Origin of the sequence: Thalassotalea euphylliae, from assembly GCF_003390335.1 — a bacterium.
Lineage (GTDB): Bacteria > Pseudomonadota > Gammaproteobacteria > Enterobacterales > Alteromonadaceae > Thalassotalea_F > Thalassotalea_F euphylliae_B.
In genome coordinates, this window is the sequence record NZ_QUOU01000001.1 from 1,632,573 (window position 1) to 1,649,376 (window position 16,804).

Below are 16,804 nucleotides of genomic sequence, written 5' to 3' on the forward strand. Positions count from 1 at the left end.
TCAAATTCATTTATCCTTAACCTCCAAGATTAAGACTTAAATGAAGCAATGACAGAATCAGATATTTCACTTTTAAAAAGTGCCATTCACACCATCGAAGATTACCCAAAACCAGGCATTATGTTTCGTGATGTCACGGGAATTTTAGAAAATCACCAAGCATTTTCGCTAACCATTGAGCTGCTTAAAAACAAATATGCAGATCAAGGTATCACCAAAATTGTGGGTACAGAGGCAAGAGGTTTTCTATTCGGTGCGCCATTAGCTTTAGCACTCGGCGTGGGTTTTGTACCTGTGCGCAAGCCCGGTAAATTACCGCGTGAAACGTTCGCACAAGACTACGAATTAGAATACGGCACAGATACGCTGGAAATTCATCAAGACGCTTTGCAACCGGAAGACAAGGTATTGATCATTGATGATTTATTGGCAACGGGTGGAACGATTGAAGCAACAACAGCCTTAATTCGTCGCGTTGGCGCTACGACCCAAGACGCAGCCTTTGTCATTTCGTTACCAGCTCTTGGCGGCGAAGCTAAGCTTGAAAAACTTGGGTTAAACATTACCACGTTAATTCAATACGAAGGCGAATAATCTCAAATGAGCTATCAAGTGCTGGCGCGCAAATGGCGCCCGAAAACCTTTGCTGAGTTGATGGGGCAGGAGCACGTTGTTTCTGTACTTGTTAATGCGATTAGCCAGCAGCGCTTGCATCACGCGTATTTATTCACCGGTACGCGTGGCGTTGGTAAAACCACGATAGCTCGTATTTTCGCTAAAAGTTTAAATTGTGAACAAGGTGTCAGCGCAGAGCCATGTGGTAAATGCGACACCTGTTTAGACATTGACCAAGGTCGATTTGTTGATTTGCTGGAAATCGACGCCGCATCGCGGACTAAGGTTGATGATACCCGCGAAATTTTAGATAACGTGCAATACGCGCCAACGCGCGGTCGCTATAAAGTGTATTTAATAGATGAAGTGCATATGCTGTCGAGAAGCAGCTTTAATGCTTTACTAAAAACACTGGAAGAGCCACCCGAGCACGTTAAATTTATTCTCGCAACGACTGACCCACAAAAGCTGCCTGTCACTGTGCTTTCACGCTGTTTACAGTTTCATTTAAAAGCCTTGTCAGTTGGGCAAATAGAGCAGCAATTGGAAAAAATCCTCAACGCTGAGCAAGTGACGTTTGAAGCGGAAAGCTTAAATGTGCTGGCTAAAGCAGCTCGCGGCAGTATGCGTGACTCGCTGAGCTTAACAGACCAAGCAATTGCACAAGGCCAAGGCCATATTAGCGTTGATAATTTACAGCATATGCTAGGCGGTGTTGACCAACATTGGCCGTATAAAATTCTTATTGCGCTGGTAAAGCAAGACACCAATGGCTTAATGACATTGTCGCAAGAAATTGCAGCCTATGCCCCGAGCTATCAGCGCTTACATGCCGAACTCTTGCAGCTGCTACACCATGTTGCCATGTACCAAATTACTGAGCAGCATTTCGACCTCTCCACCGAGCACAGCAAGCTGGTCAAAAAGTTTGCTAGCGCTATGTCTGCGCAAGATATTCAGCTTTACTATCAACTGGTATTGAATGGTAGGAAAGACTTGCCATATGCTGGTGATGAGCAAGCGGCATTTGATATGACCTTGCTAAGATTATTAGCCTTTAAGCCAATGTCGCAAGCTGATGCTGCTGTTTCTACTCAAAGAGAAAGTCAAACAGCGCATCAAATAGCAAATAAAACAACTGCCACTTTTGATGATATTGCCCTCCCTGAGACGCAAGTAAAACAAGCGACACAAGCAGATACCCTAAATGGCGCTGCACCAGTTTCTACGGCAAACAGCGCTAGCCTTGATAGCTCGGCCATTGACGACTTCACAGCTGACAATTCGACAGTAGACCAAGATGCTGGCGAGCAACAACTAGCGCAAGAACTATTAGCGATTGAGCAACAAGCTCAGTCACAAAAAGCTTCTTTACCAGAAACTCATCCGCAAGAAGCTCAATTGCAAGAGACTTCGCCACCGGCTCCAACACAGTTAGAAGAACCCGTTGAAAGTGCTGCGCAGAAACAGAGCGCAAAACAGCCTGAGCAAGCATTACAGTCCGTTGAAGCCGCGCAATACCAAAATGGCATAAATGGCGACGCAACTACTGCTCAGCCAGCTCAACATATCACTGAGTTACCTGCTAGCGCTCCCAGTGCAGCTGCTGGCGAATCGAATCAATCGCCTCCTGCGACATCAGAAGAAGGCATTCTGAGCGCCAGTGTTGAATCAGCATTGGCCACTCGAAATATGCTCAGAAGTCGCAAAAAAAAGCTGGAGAGCAAATCGGTAAAAAAGTCTGACGACGCTACCGAGCGTCAGACAGCCGTTCTAAAAAACACTGTTCAACCTGATGTGCCCGCAATCGAAACCTTACCCACGCAAGGTTTTGCGATTGAGCAGGTTGACCCATCAGTGATTAAAAAAGCGAATCAAGTGGATAAGTGGGCGAATATGATTGATGCCATGGCACTTAATGGCCGCTTGCGTATTTTGGCGCAGCAGTCGGTGATTGGCCAGGCGACTACTGACGAGCACTTAGTGCTTGAGCTCAATCAATCGGCGAAGCACTTAATTACTGATTCAGCATTGACCCAGCTACGCAGCTTTGTTTCAGAGCATTTTAATCAGCCAATGATGGTTGATCTTGTGGTGGTGGACGAAACCGTAGACGATCCACTGCAAATTCAAAGTCAGATCAATGACAAACGATATGATTATGCTAAACAAGTATTAGCGTCTGACCCTATCGTGAACTATTTACAAACACACTTTCAGGCGATTCTCGACGAATCGAGCATCATTGCGAGATAACGCAAAGGCGATGAAAAACTGTTTGGTGATCCGTAATTCCCTTGAATTGTTCGCCAAGAGTCACTATCTTTGGCAACAACTACGTTTTGGAGACATATTATGATGAAAGGTGGCATGGGCAACTTAATGAAACAAGCCCAGCAAATGCAAGCTAAAATGCAAAAAGCACAAGAAGAACTAGCAAATATGGAAGTTGTTGGTGAGTCAGGCGCAGGTATGGTTAAAGTGACCATGACAGGTTCTCACAGTGTGCGCCGTGTTGAAATTGACGAAAGCTTAATGGAAGACGACAAAGACATGGTGGAAGACTTAGTTGCTGCGGCATTTAACGATGCTGTTCGTCGTGTTGAAGAGCAAAATAAGTCTAAAATGGCAGACTTAACTGGCGGTATGCAAATGCCTCCAGGCTTCAAAATGCCGTTCTAGTTGTAAGTGCATTAAATACAAGGATTTTTCTAGTCTTTTGTCTAGCTTAGACAAATATTGGACAAATCAAAGTAAAAAGCTCAGTTTTTTAAGGCTGAGCTTTTTATTTTTATGGGCTTAAACCTTAGCGAACGCCTTTAAAAAGTTTGTCGAGTTTTGATGAAAACGCTCGTGCTCAGGGTGTTTGAGCTTTCTAGGTTTATGGAACTGCGGCGCTATGTATCCCCATTGGCCTTTTTTCGAAAAATAGATGACAAAATCTATGTTGTCATGCTTTTCCCACATAGGCTTGACTACAGCACACTCATCATGTCTGTCGATCGACTTAACTTGTATGCGGTAATAATACTCGCCATCAGAAATGAGAACATCGTTTTTAGCCCCGTGATCGACATGAGGTATGTAGACTTCCCAACCGTCTTTTAGTAGCCAAGAGGCGACTTGATGTTCATAAGATACGTTTTCGCAGTATTGTTTAGTTTCTTTCGGTATTAAGTTACTTGTGATAGGCATTGCATGATCCAAAGTTAATCGTAACTTTCTTCACAGATAAGTCACGAGCGAGCAACCCGTTTGGGTTTGCACAATTTGAATCCACAATGAGTCCCGATAGGGAGTCTTCATCCCGAGCAAAGGTCTTACCTCAGAGTATCCTTGAGTATTCAACCTCTGTAAATGCTCTTTCAGCTTTAGGGCCGGTGGAAGAACTTGTTATATATATGGGCTTATAGGTAAGGGACTTCAAGGGAAGTGGACAAATAAAGTCTATTTAATTCGTTTCGTCGATACCATCATTCAATACTTGGCAGAAAACGGTGTGATGAGCCCTGCAATGTTAGCGCAACTGCCATTTTCTGATATTTATTTTGAGGGGATATTCGGCCTGTTCGATGACAGTGTAGTGACGGATATAAGTAGCAAGATCACAGGAATTTCAGCCTCAGCAGTAGAAGAGTCGTGTTCACACACTCTAGAAGTAAAGTAAGACCCCTAGATAAGGATTAATCATGCTTAATGCAATTATTCATGGAAAAGCAGGCCGTATTGAGCTCAATTCGAATGATGAAAGTATAAGTTGGCGACAACTTTATCGAGAAAGAGAAGATTTACTGACGGCCGCATTTTTTTCACGGTTTAGCTATTTATCTGAGTTAACACAACACAAGTTATTTAAACTGTGGTTAGGCAGTGGCGACTTCACCGAATTTGAAAGCATCGAGTACTGGCCGAGTTATTATTTGGATGACGATAGTGCTTATGAACACAAGCAAAAAAGAGTCGAACCAGACTTATTGCTGCAGTTTAAAGAGCTTGATGTATTAGTTGAGATCAAACCTCCTGGTCAGGAGCAATACCACGAACAATGGCAACGGGAAATTATTGGTTACTTTGAACAGGATCAAGCGTCAAAGCCGTTATATTTTTTAGCTATTGGTGGGGTTGGAAAGCTCATTTCTAGCTTTGATTGTTCGACAATACAAACGCAATTTCCAGACTTCAAAAATATAAAAGGCATAGAGTGGCAAACCATTGGTTATCAACTGCGTAACATGGTGAAGCAAACTTCTGTACCTCTTCAAGATAAGCGAATATTACGCGATATGTTACAAGCTTTGGAGCTATATGGCGTTCGAGTAAGAAAGCTAGGCTGGAAAAGCTTACAAGAATTTAACGAGCACTATTCTGTGACTTTATCTGCATTAGATATTTGGCCACTAGAGACTGCTAAATAAGGAATAATATGAGCGACTCAACCGACTTATTTTTACAAGTGCGCACAGCACACCGTTTACTTGCATCTTATTATCAGAGAGTCCACCAGCTTATATCTGAAGTGATTGAAAATGATGATTTAAACTTGGCTCCGCTTATGTGGAATTCAGCTAAATTTACTATTCCAGGTAATCGGTCAACTAATATGCTTGAGCGATGGGCTTGGGATATGCTACCGGGCGTTGCCTCTAATTTCTTCTTTTATCACGGCGACGAAAAAGGTAAACAAGCGTTAGGTGACTGGATGTTAGCAATTCAACATATAAGCGATACTGGCGTGTTTGATGAAAATATAGATGGCACTGAAGAGCCCGATGGTAAAGATATTGAGAAATCAGTTACAGAGTCAGAAACTGTTTTACGCTTTTATATTCATGCCCCTCACCAAAAGATGGCATATCATTGGATTGATACAATTTGGAATGACACAGATTATGCCCAAGTGGATAGCGAACAGCCTGTTCAATGTTTAGATATTAATGATCGGGATAAAATTTATGTCAGCGCATTTGAAATGAAGGTCAGTGAATTGATGGGGCAGGGGAGTGCCAAAAAACTTATTGAGCGGATCATTGAGCATAGAAACGCGGTGTTACCGCCAAAAAATTGCTCATTATGAACGTAATAAGTAGCTTATTACGCGTGGTTAAAGCGACCAGCTAAAATAATTACAGCTGATGAGCTAATCTAATGCTTTATCGTCGCATGAAAAGGCGATTGCCAACATCAGAGCACTTATAGTGAATACTGCTAATATTATCATGAGCAAGGTTCCGTGATAAAAAAGCCCGAAATAGATCGGGCTTAATATTACGTGGCTAGCAAGAGCTTGCGCTAATCACTAGTCTTTTAAATGATGAAAATCGATATTTTCAAGCTCTTTGCCAGCATCTAAATTATGATAAGTGTCTGATTCAAATTGCCCCTCAGATTTGCCTACCACTAGCGATACCATGCTATCACCTGTGACATTCACTGCGGTTCTTGTCATATCCAATAATCGATCCACGCCGATGATCAGGGCAATACCTTCGACCGGTAAACCAACTTGCTCCAACACCATCGCCAGCATGATTAAACCGACACCGGGTACACCAGCTGTACCAATCGAAGCCAAAGTCGCAGTTAATACCACCATTAGGTAATCAACCAGTGTTAAATCTTGACTAAACACTTGTGCGATAAATACAGTGGCAACCCCCTGCATAATTGCCGTGCCGTCCATATTGATGGTGGCGCCAAGCGGCACAGTAAACGAGGCGATGGAGTTTTTAACGCCCATTTTTTTAGTCGCTGTTTCTAACGTTACCGGAATAGTGGCATTACTACTTGATGTTGAGAATGCGAAAATAGCGGCTTCGCGCATTTTGCGAAGGAATATTGCAGGATTTAAACCTGTGAAGAGTTTTAGTAGTGCAGAGTAGGTAACAAGGCCGTGAATCACTAAAGCGAAAAAGACGACCATAAAGTACTTAATTAAATTGCCGAACGTGTCGATTGATAGGTCAGTAAATAGTCCTGCCAATAAGCAGAAAACACCGTAAGGCGCAATATTCATTAATATCGTAACTAGGCGCATAATGACGACGTTCAGGTCTTCAAAAATCGCCGAAACACGCTCGCCGGCTTGGCCAGATAAGGCAATCGCAATACCGAACAGCAATGCGAAGACAATTACTTGCAACATATTACCTTCGGCAAATGCAGCAAACGGGTTACTGGGGAACATATTGATAATGGTTTGCGCCAGAGATGGCGCTTCACGGCTCGCAAAGGTGGTATCTGCAGCCATATTGACCCCTTCACCTGGGCTTATAACGAGCGCCAGTGTCATCGCAAAACTAATCGCGATAGCCGTTGTAATTAAGTAAAGACCAACGGCTTTACCACCGATTTTGCCCAGTTTAGAAGTGTCTTTTAAGGAACAAGTACCGCAAATTAGCGATACAAACACTAAGGGAACGACTAGCATTTGCAAGCTAGCGATAAAAATCTTACCGACAACTTCAAATACGCCGTCAACCAAGAAACCGCGTAGCGAGAAGTCAAATAAGCCGAGCGGGATAACAAAATCTTTGCCGTTAGGCATCAACCATTGTAATAAAGCACCAAGCAGGATGCCGGAGATCATTGCAATGACAATACGGCGTGTCAGGTTTGAACTTTGATCAGATGACATGGTAATGAATACAACCATTTATTGTTATAGAAATTTGGTTGTAAGAGTAACAGTTAAATTTATTTGAAAAAACAAAATTAATTGCTGAACTGGTCGGGCTTTTTGTATTTAGGTAGTGACGTTTTCGATCTTTATCAGTTAAGATGGATGCGATCTATAATAAAAAACGTTCATGGAGATGACAGTATGGAACTGTTTCGACGCTTAAGTTTTGCCATGGCGCTGTTAACCTTAGTCGGTTGTGGCGGTGGTGATGGAGGTCTAAGTTCAGAAGGAAACCCAGATTCTGGCAATAATGGTAGTAACAGCGATACTACACTCAGCATTTCAATTTCAACCACTGATATATCCAGTCAAAACCCCGCAACCGTCAGCGCGACTTTGCTAACCGGCTCTACTCCTGTGTCAGGCCAAGTTGTCACATTTACAACGACTCTTGGTGTCTTATCTCCGCAATCTGGAACGGCATTAACTAATGCCGAGGGCATAGCAACGATAACGCTTACCGCTGGCGACTCCAGAGGTGCCGGAACCGTTACTGCACAAGTCGAGGAATTTAACGTCACAGATACGGTGAGCTTTACTACCCAAGGTGATGACTCTGGTAGCGTTGGAGATATTAGCATCACACTACGGTTAGTTGATGCTGATGGCAATGAGACCGATACCATAACGGCAGCCAGCCCCGGAAGAATTATTGCCGATGTTAACGGGATAACATCGCCCGTGATTGTAGACTTCAGCACGGTCGATAATATTGGTCAAATTCCCGTTGCTAAAGCGGTGACTGATGATAGCAACCAAGCCAGCGTTGATATTTTTGCTGGTAGCGAAGTAGGAGCGGGCATAGTTACTGTTTCTATTGATGCGGATGACATTGACGCATCAGCGGATATTTTGGTTATCGTCGGTGCTACTGATGTTCGCATGGGAAGTGGTGATCCATTTGTCGAAGGTCAAGCGGAGCTGAGTTTGGCTCAAATTTCGGCCGGTGGGACGACTGCTGTTTCCGTGCATGTTGTCGATGATGACGGCCAACCTTTTAACGAAACGATTGATGTGCAATTTTCATCTGGCTGTTCTAGCCTAAGCACGCCAACAGCGACTTTGAGTTCACCTGTACCAACGTTAAATGGTGTTGCTACTAGCATATACCTAGCCAGAGGTTGTGTTGGTGATGACACCATAAATGTAACCGCTAACGCTGGTGGGGTTAATCTCACAGCGATTGCAACCGTAAATGTGCTACCAGCGGATGTGGGTAGCATTAAATTTGAGTCAGCAACCCCTGAAAATATTGCAATTTTGGGTACTGGAAACGATGAGAGTTCGACGGTCGTCTTCCAAGTACTAGACACAAATGGCAACCCAGTTAATAATCAGCTCGTCAATTTCTCGCTTAATACCGAAACGGGAGGTGTTGAACTTATCCCTGAGTCAGCGACAACCGATATTAATGGTCAAGTGCAAACGGTTGTAAACTCAGGTACTGTTGCAACCACGGTTCGGGTGAAAGCGGCAATAGATGGTTCAAGTCCAGAAATCGCAACGCAATCCAGCTTATTGGTTGTCTCAACGGGCATTCCAGATCAAGACAGCATGAGCTTATCTGCATCTTCATTGAATCCGGAAGCTTGGCAGTTCGATGGTGAAGAATTAGCGGGTGTACAAGTTAATATTTTGATGGCAGATGCGTTTAATAACCCAGTGCCTGATGGCACAGCCGTTAATTTTACCACCGAGGGGGGCTCAATAGATCCTTCTTGTGTGACTCAAAATGGCGGTTGTTCAGTGACTTGGCGAGGCCAACAACCTCGACCTGAGGGGGAATTATTAACGAGTGAAGTTTGCTATTTGGACGATTTTACGAATATCCCCCGTAGTTGTGCCAACACTGTGAATACACTTGGTCAAAAATTTGGTGGTCGAGCAACGATCTTGGCGACGGCAATTGGTGAAGAGTCCTTCCCAGATTTAAACGGTAATGGCCGTTTTGATGCTAGTGAAATGTCATCTTTTGTGGGGGGAACTGATGTTAGTGGCGAAGTATTTGACGTAAAAGAAGCGTTTGTCGATCACAACGAAGATGGTGTGTATAACCCTGGTGAGCCAGGTGGCAATAATACCAATAATAGCGGTGCCCAAGAGGAGTTCGTTGACTTCAATAGTGATGGCTCTTTTACGCAAAACGATAGACTCTACAATGGTGTGTTATGCTCGGTACCTGCTCATGCAGGCTGCTCGACGGATAAACAGTCTGTCAATGTTAGAAGTTCTTTAGTACTTGTTATGTCAGGCAGTGACCCCTACTTTTCAGTGGCTAGCCCTAACTTCGGTGCAGCAGAGCCTGATGGAAGTAGAGAAATATCTATTGGTGTTGAAGCTATTGCTTCTGTTGGGGTGATTATTGCTGACTTGCACAACCAGCCGATGCCCGCTGGCACAACAATTACGTTCAACGTCACAGGGGACGCAAGTTTGATTGGGCAAAGCAGTTTTACTATGTCTAGCACAAACCGAAATGGTGGGCTTGCTTATGGCGCAAATATCAAAGCAGGCGAAGAACCTGGCGGTGCTCAACTCGATATTTCGATAGAAACGCCTAATGGTGTAGGTCATGTATTACCTATTACCATTAATATAACGCCGTAGCGTCAATACTTACCACTAGAAATAAGAGAAGAGCCCCACTTTGACTGGGGCTTTTTATTAGAAGAATACACTAATTAACAAACTATCCCGGCTGTTAACCTTGCTTACTTTTAAAGTATCTGTATAATGCGCGCCTCAATCTTATCGGCTCAATTAATCGTACTGTTTAACAGTGAATGTCGGTAATGATGTCGAATTTCGTAGGGGTTATATCCGCCCAATAGACTTGCCTTGTTCAGCGAAAACGCTGTCCTTTCGAATGTGCCTCAAGTCTTCTTGGTGGTTTCCTCAAAGTTGTATCGCAGGACTTCCTGCCAAGAGATAAAAAATTATGAGTGAACAGAACAATGCCGTTATCGGCTTTGATGCGTTAGGCTTGCCTGAAAATATCCTTTCAGCCTTAAATAAGCTTGGCTTTGAATCAGCAACCGCTATTCAAGCGCAAACGATTCCACCACTTCTAGATGGTCGTGACGTACTTGGTGAAGCGCAAACTGGTACAGGTAAAACGGCGGCATTTAGTTTGCCGGCGCTTGCTGCCATTGATCCTAGCGTTCGCAAGCCTCAGTTAATGGTGCTCGCGCCAACGCGTGAGTTAGCGATTCAAGTTGCTGAAGCCATTGAATCATTTTCTGCCAACATTAAAGGTTTACGCGTCGCTACCCTATACGGTGGCCAATCATATGGTCCGCAATTCCAGCAGTTAGAGCGCGGCGCACAAGTTGTTGTTGGTACGCCGGGTCGATTAATGGATCACTTGCGTCGTAAGAGCTTAAAACTCAATGAACTCAAGCTTTGTGTGTTAGACGAAGCTGATGAAATGCTTAACATGGGCTTCTTGGAAGATATCGAGTGGATCCTTGAGCATTTAAACGACGATACGCAAATGGCGTTATTCTCTGCCACTATGCCACCCGCCATTCGTAAAGTGGCAAATCGTTTCTTGACGGATCCTGAGCATGTCAAGATTGCGGCAGTGAAAAAAGCGAAAGCCAATATCGAACAGTATGCTTGGAAAGTCAGTGGTATCAATAAATTAACGGCGTTAGAGCGTATCGCTGAAACGTTTGATTACGATGCCATGATTATTTTCGTACGGACACGTAACGATACCGTTGAAGTGGCAGAAAAATTAGAGCGCCAAGGTTACCCGGCGGTTGCGTTAAACGGTGATATGAACCAAGCGCAGCGCGAGCGCACAGTTGATCAAATCAAGAGCGGTCATTCGTCAATTCTTATCGCGACAGACGTTGTCGCCCGTGGTCTAGATATTCCTCGTATTGACTTAGTCATTAACTACGATCTACCGGGTGATAATGAGTCATATGTTCACCGTATTGGCCGTACGGGTCGAGCGGGTCGCAGCGGCACGGCAATTTCTTTTGTTCGCCCAAGAGAAATGTACCAATTACGTCACTACGAGCGCTTAACCTCAGGTGTTATTAACCCATTTGAATTACCAAGTATTCAAGAAATTGGCAAAGCGCGTATCGAGAAAACCAAACAGCAGTTGCTTGACGTTATTGGATCAAAGGAACTTGACGGCATGCGTGCTATTATCGAGCAGATGGCCGAAGCATCAGAAGCGTCAATGACTGATTTAGCTGCAGCATTGCTTTACTTAAAGCAATTAAAACAACCGCTTCAGCCAAAAGAAGATCCAAAACCGCGTCGCGAATTTGACCGTAACGATCGCAATGACCGTGGCCGTGATGGCCGCCGTCGCGATATGCGTGATGGCCGAGGTCAACGCGGTGAGCGCGATGGTCGCGGTGAACGTGCGCCGCGTAAAGCAAAACCAGTACGTAATGATATTGACTGGCAAACTTATCGCTTAGAGGTCGGTAAAGAGCACGGTGCTAAGCCGGGGGATATCGTCGGCGCAATTGCTAACGAAATTTCACTAGATAGCAGTTATATCGGTGCGATTAACTTGCACGAGCGTCATAGCTTTGTCCAGTTACCGAAAGGTATGCCAACGGCTTCGTTCAAGCAGTTAAAGCGCGTTCGTATTCGTCGTCAAGCGTTAGAGATTTCAGTAGCAGACGCCCCTGTTGTCACTGAACGTCCAAAACGTCGTGAGCGTCGCAACAACGACTAATTAAGACTAAGGCTTTTAAGCCTTACGCTAAAATAGATTCGAAAAGGTGCTGCTAGCTAGGCTACAGCACCTTTTTTAATACCCTTCTTCAGCGTTCAGCATCAGAACACCTGCCTTTGCTAATGCCATTCCAGCCGCCTTATGTGCAAGTTTATTCACTTTCTTTAGCGAACCTAGTTACTCACTATCCGAGCTAAATTGGTGACTAAATATTTAGGTGTAACTTTAACTTTACAGCCTGGCTACAGAGCCTAGCTAGGCTGGCTAGGTGTTAACCAGTTTTTTAGCAAAACCAACGTATCGCATGATTTACATGACCAGATTTCGCTTAGCTACCAGTTAGCTTCTCTCCACAGACTTTCCGTGAATAATAAAGGGAAAGGTACAACAGGTCACAGAGAGATAATAATGAACGACGCTGCGAACCCACTGAAATTATGTGGTATTGAATTTACAGAATATGCGACGCCTGACAGCGATTTTATGGAGAAGGCTTTTTACGGTTTTGGTTTTTCAAAAACCAAAAAGTTTAAAGGCCGTGATATCGACTATTTCAACCAGAACGATATTCATTTCTTATTGAATAATGAGCAATCAGGTTTTTCAAAAGAGTTTGCGAAAAGCCATGGCCCAGCAATTTGTTCAATGGGCTGGCGAGTAGAAGATGCCGAGTTTGCGTTTGAGCAAGCGATTAAACGCGGGGCAAAATCTGCCGTAAATGCGGCTAATAAGCTGCCATATCCCGCGATTTATGGCATTGGTGACAGTTTGATTTATTTTATTGACCGTTTTGGTCCGCATGAGTCAATTTATCAAGATGACTTTGAAGCGCACCCAGCACCTGTGCTTGTGCAAGACAAAGGCTTTAAAGCGGTCGATCATTTAACCAACAATGTTTATCAAGGCACTATGGAAAAGTGGGCGAATTTCTACAAAGAGGTCTTTGGCTTTACGGAAGTGCGTTATTTCGATATTAAAGGTGAGAAAACGGCGCTTGTCTCTTATGCCTTGCAATCGCCTTGTGGTAATTTTTCGATCCCCATCAACGAAGGCAAGGGCACCAATAACAACCAAATCGATGAGTACTTGGATGAGTACAATGGCCCAGGCGTTCAACATTTGGCCTTTATTACCGATGATTTAGTGAGCTCGTTAGATAAAATTGATAGCGAGATTATCGATACGCTCAATATTGTGCCTGAGTATTACGATGATGTATTCAAGCGAATTCCCTGGGTGAAAGAAGATCACGAGCGCATTCGTCAACACCAAATCTTGGTGGATAGCCAAAAAGAAAACTCTTATTTATTACAAATATTCACCAAAAATATTTTTGGCCCGATTTTTATCGAAATGATCCAGCGTGTTGACGATAAAGGTTTTGGTGAAGGTAACTTTACCGCCTTGTTTAAGTCGATAGAGCTAAACCAAATGGAACGAGGGGTGCTTTAGTCTGTTTGTTCGCAGATCGCTTACTGAACTCATTCACCTAAAAAAGCCGGCATTGCCAGCTTTTTTGTCCTCTTATGCCAAGTTAATTCGACCTTCGCTTATTTCTTCACAAATTTCGCCAATCGCATAGTGTTAGTAAAAGTAATACATTTTATGCTGCCATTCGTTATATTCACTAGCAAACATCTCGGCAGCAGCTGTCGTTAACGCCTAATTGGCCGCTCTTGCGTAATGTTTGTTAGTTTTCTGGTTAGAAATCTAACTGATTTAATTTTATTATCAATCGGCTCTTAAATTTTTCATCAAAGTCGATTATGATGCGCGAAAACTGGTGGATATTATAATCAAATAAAGCATTTAAGCTGGCGAAAGTGAATAAATACTTGTCACCTTGCATAATTATGGATATATCTACTAATAATTATTTACACGATATTTAAGACAAACTTTATCTGCCTCGCGTCAAAGTTAGTCCAGTTGTAGCTCGCACACACCTTAACTTTTTCGACGGCGTTAAATCGCTTACACATAAAATGTCGGCTGTCTAAGCAGGAATTAGAAACTATATGGCAAAATCATTGGTAATTGTCGAATCACCAGCCAAAGCAAAGACAATTAACAAATACCTTGGTAAAGACTTCGTTGTGAAATCGAGTGTCGGTCACGTACGTGACTTGCCTACGGGCAGCACAGGGAAAAAAGTCGCCACTAAGCCAGCGGCAGAAGTACGTAAAATGTCGCCTGAAGCGAAAGCAAAATACAAAGCTAAACGCGATCGCCAAGCGCTAGTAAATCGCATGGGTATTGACCCTGAAAACGATTGGCAAGCGTCTTATCACATCTTACCAGGTAAAGAAAAAGTCGTTAGTGAGTTAACGAAATTAGCCGATAAAGCCGACACTATCTATCTCGCAACCGATTTGGATAGAGAGGGAGAAGCCATTGCATGGCACTTAAAAGAAATCATCGGTGGTGACGATGACAAGTTTAAGCGTGTCGTGTTTAACGAAATTACCGAAAACGCCATTCAACAAGCGTTCGCTACGCCAGGCGAATTAAGTATGCCGGGCGTAAATGCCCAGCAAGCACGCCGTTTCTTAGATCGCGTGGTTGGCTTTATGGTTAGCCCTCTGCTGTGGAAGAAGGTCGCTAGAGGTTTGTCAGCAGGTCGTGTGCAATCAGTGGCAGTAAAACTGGTGGTTGAGCGCGAGCGCGAAATTAAAGCCTTTATCCCGGAAGAATTCTGGGAAGTCAGTGCAGATACAACAACGGCTGATGGCACAGCATTAACGCTAGCGGTTACCCACGAGAAGGGCAAAGCGTTTAAACCAACCAATGAAGCCCAAACCATGGCAGCCGTCGCGCTAATAGAAAAAGCGCAGTTTGCGGTTGCTAAACGCGAAGACAAACCTTCGAAAAGCTCGCCATCAGCGCCTTTTATTACCTCAACGCTGCAACAAGCGGCAAGTACTAAGCTAGGTTATGGCGTTAAACGCACTATGGGTTTAGCACAGCGTTTGTATGAATTAGGCCACATTACTTATATGCGTACCGATTCAACGAATTTAAGTGCTGATGCCGTGAAGATGGCACGTGATTTTATCGCCGATGAATTCGGCGCGGATTACCTACCTGAAAAGCCAAAAGTTTACGGCAGCAAAGGCAACGCGCAAGAAGCGCATGAGGCAATTCGTCCATCAAATGTTAAACTAGAAGCGGCATTGCTAACGGGTGTTGATGCGGATGCGAAACGCTTGTACGAATTAATTTGGCGCCAGTTTGTGGCATGTCAAATGACCGCAGCACGCTACGACGTAACCACGCTAACCATAGGTGCAGGCGACTTTGATCTTAAAGCAAAGGGCCGTGTTATGCGCTTTGACGGTTGGACGCGTGTGCACCCGCAGCTTAATAAAGGTGATGACAAACACTTACCTGACTTAGCGGTAGGTGATGCGGTTACCCTTGATAAACTCGACCCAACGCAGCACTTCACAAAACCTGTTGCGCGTTTTGGTGAAGCGTCACTGGTAAAAGAATTGGAAAAGCGCTCTATTGGCCGCCCGTCGACTTACGCCTCAATTATTTCCACGATTCAAGATCGCGGTTATGTGCGTTTAGAGAAAAAACGTTTCTACGCCGAGAAAATGGGCGAAATCGTCACTGATAGTTTGTCAGAAAGCTTTGAAAACCTGATGAGCTATAACTTTACTGCAAACATGGAGCAAGAGCTTGATGATATCGCGGAAGGTTCTGCGCAATGGAAAGCCGTGCTTAATGAGTTTTATGCCAACTTCAAAGGCCAGCTAGAAAATGCTGATAAACCTTTGGAAGAAGGGGGTATGCGCAGCAACGAGCCAGTATTAACTGATATTGATTGCCCAACCTGTGCTCGTAAAATGGGTATTCGCACTGCATCAACTGGTGTCTTCCTGGGTTGCTCAGGTTACTCGTTGCCACCAAAAGAACGCTGTACCACCACCATGAACCTTATTCCGGGTGAAGAAGCGGTAAGCGTACTGGCGGAAGATGAAGAAACCGAAGCGCTACGTGCGATGCATCGCTGCCCTAAGTGTTCAACGGCGATGGACAGTTACCTTATTGATGAAAAGCGCAAATTACATGTGTGTGGTAATAACCCGGTGTGTGATGGCTACGAGCTAGAGCAGGGCGATTTCAAGATCAAAGGCTATGATGGTCCAGTATTAGAATGTGATCGCTGTAGCTCAGATATGGAGCTTAAATCAGGGCGCTTCGGCAAATACTTCGACTGTACTAACAGCGAGTGTAAAAACACCCGTAAGCTATTGGCTAATGGTGAAGCTGCGCCACCAAAAGAAGATCCGGTGCAGTTGCCTGAGCTGTCTTGTGAAAAATCGGAAGCGCACTTTGTCTTACGTGATGGCGCAGCGGGTATTTTCCTGGCAGCCAGCACTTTCCCGAAATCACGCGAGACACGTGCACCTAAAGTGGCTGAATTAAAGCGTTTTAGAGATAGAATTTCATCTAAGTTCTATTACTTAGCTGATGCGCCAGAGCAAGATCCTGAGGGCAATTTAGCCATTGTTCGCTTTAGTCGTAAAACCAAAGAGCAGTACGTCATGACTGAGGTGGAAGGTAAAGCGACTGGCTGGGTTGCGAAATATGTCGACGGTAAATGGCAAGAAGAGCAGACCAAGAAAACCGCTGCCAAGAAAGCCCCAGCTAAAAAGGCTGCCGCCAAGAAAACACCAGCTAAGAAAAAAGCGTCATAGCGATAAGACCTTCTTAAAAGAAGCTAAAAAACGGCCTCAATTGAGGCCGTTTTTGATGGTAGATACAAACCACTAAACAATCATTAAGCCTCTACA

The 16,804-nt window shown here is 44.2% G+C and carries 11 protein-coding genes; 9 read left to right on the forward strand and 2 right to left on the reverse strand.

Going from position 1 to position 16,804, the window contains the following annotated elements:
- The first annotated feature begins 48 nt into the window (after window positions 1-48).
- The 3 genes from apt (at window position 49) to DXX93_RS07200 (ending at window position 3,297) form a co-directional block, all read left to right on the forward strand.
- Window positions 49-594: an adenine phosphoribosyltransferase gene (apt, locus tag DXX93_RS07190; RefSeq protein ID WP_116007501.1), complete on the forward strand. Its 546-nt coding sequence runs from the start codon at window positions 49-51 to the stop codon at window positions 592-594.
- A 6-nt stretch (window positions 595-600) separates the two neighbouring features.
- Entirely contained in the window at window positions 601-2,871 is a 2,271-nt protein-coding gene (dnaX, locus tag DXX93_RS07195) for a DNA polymerase III subunit gamma/tau (protein ID WP_116007502.1), read from the forward strand.
- 96 nt (window positions 2,872-2,967) lie between these two features.
- On the forward strand, window positions 2,968-3,297 hold the full coding sequence (locus DXX93_RS07200; RefSeq protein WP_116002332.1) for a YbaB/EbfC family nucleoid-associated protein: 330 nt from the start codon (window positions 2,968-2,970) through the stop codon (window positions 3,295-3,297).
- 117 nt (window positions 3,298-3,414) lie between these two features.
- Here DXX93_RS07200 and DXX93_RS07205 read toward each other — a convergent pair whose 3' ends face one another.
- A complete protein-coding gene (locus DXX93_RS07205; RefSeq protein ID WP_116007503.1) occupies window positions 3,415-3,810 on the reverse strand; it encodes a hypothetical protein in 396 nt (131 codons plus the stop codon).
- Window positions 3,811-4,304: 494 nt separating this feature from the next.
- Between DXX93_RS07205 and DXX93_RS07210 the strand changes: the two genes are divergently transcribed.
- Complete coding sequence (locus tag DXX93_RS07210; protein ID WP_116007504.1) at window positions 4,305-5,030, forward strand: hypothetical protein; 726 nt, start codon at window positions 4,305-4,307, stop codon at window positions 5,028-5,030.
- 8 nt (window positions 5,031-5,038) lie between these two features.
- Window positions 5,039-5,689 carry a hypothetical protein gene (locus DXX93_RS07215; RefSeq protein ID WP_116007505.1) on the forward strand — a complete coding sequence of 217 codons (651 nt, stop codon included), beginning with the start codon at window positions 5,039-5,041 and terminating at the stop codon, window positions 5,687-5,689.
- 222 nt (window positions 5,690-5,911) lie between these two features.
- On the opposite strand, the gene DXX93_RS07220 is transcribed toward DXX93_RS07215, so the two are convergent.
- Complete coding sequence (locus DXX93_RS07220) at window positions 5,912-7,249, reverse strand: dicarboxylate/amino acid:cation symporter (protein ID WP_116009864.1); 1,338 nt, start codon at window positions 7,247-7,249, stop codon at window positions 5,912-5,914.
- A 186-nt stretch (window positions 7,250-7,435) separates the two neighbouring features.
- Here DXX93_RS07220 and DXX93_RS07225 point away from each other — a divergent pair, with 186 nt between their 5' ends.
- The 4 genes from DXX93_RS07225 (at window position 7,436) to topA (ending at window position 16,708) form a co-directional block, all read left to right on the forward strand.
- A complete protein-coding gene (locus DXX93_RS07225) occupies window positions 7,436-9,901 on the forward strand; it encodes an Ig-like domain-containing protein (RefSeq protein WP_116007506.1) in 2,466 nt (821 codons plus the stop codon).
- Window positions 9,902-10,232: 331 nt separating this feature from the next.
- Window positions 10,233-12,002 carry a DEAD/DEAH box helicase gene (locus DXX93_RS07230; RefSeq protein ID WP_116007507.1) on the forward strand — a complete coding sequence of 590 codons (1,770 nt, stop codon included), beginning with the start codon at window positions 10,233-10,235 and terminating at the stop codon, window positions 12,000-12,002.
- A gap of 408 nt (window positions 12,003-12,410) precedes the next feature.
- Window positions 12,411-13,454: a 4-hydroxyphenylpyruvate dioxygenase gene (gene hppD, locus DXX93_RS07235; protein ID WP_116007508.1), complete on the forward strand. Its 1,044-nt coding sequence runs from the start codon at window positions 12,411-12,413 to the stop codon at window positions 13,452-13,454.
- Between the two features lie 566 nt (window positions 13,455-14,020).
- A complete protein-coding gene (topA, locus tag DXX93_RS07240; RefSeq protein WP_116007509.1) occupies window positions 14,021-16,708 on the forward strand; it encodes a type I DNA topoisomerase in 2,688 nt (895 codons plus the stop codon).
- The last annotated feature ends 96 nt before the right edge of the window (window positions 16,709-16,804 follow it).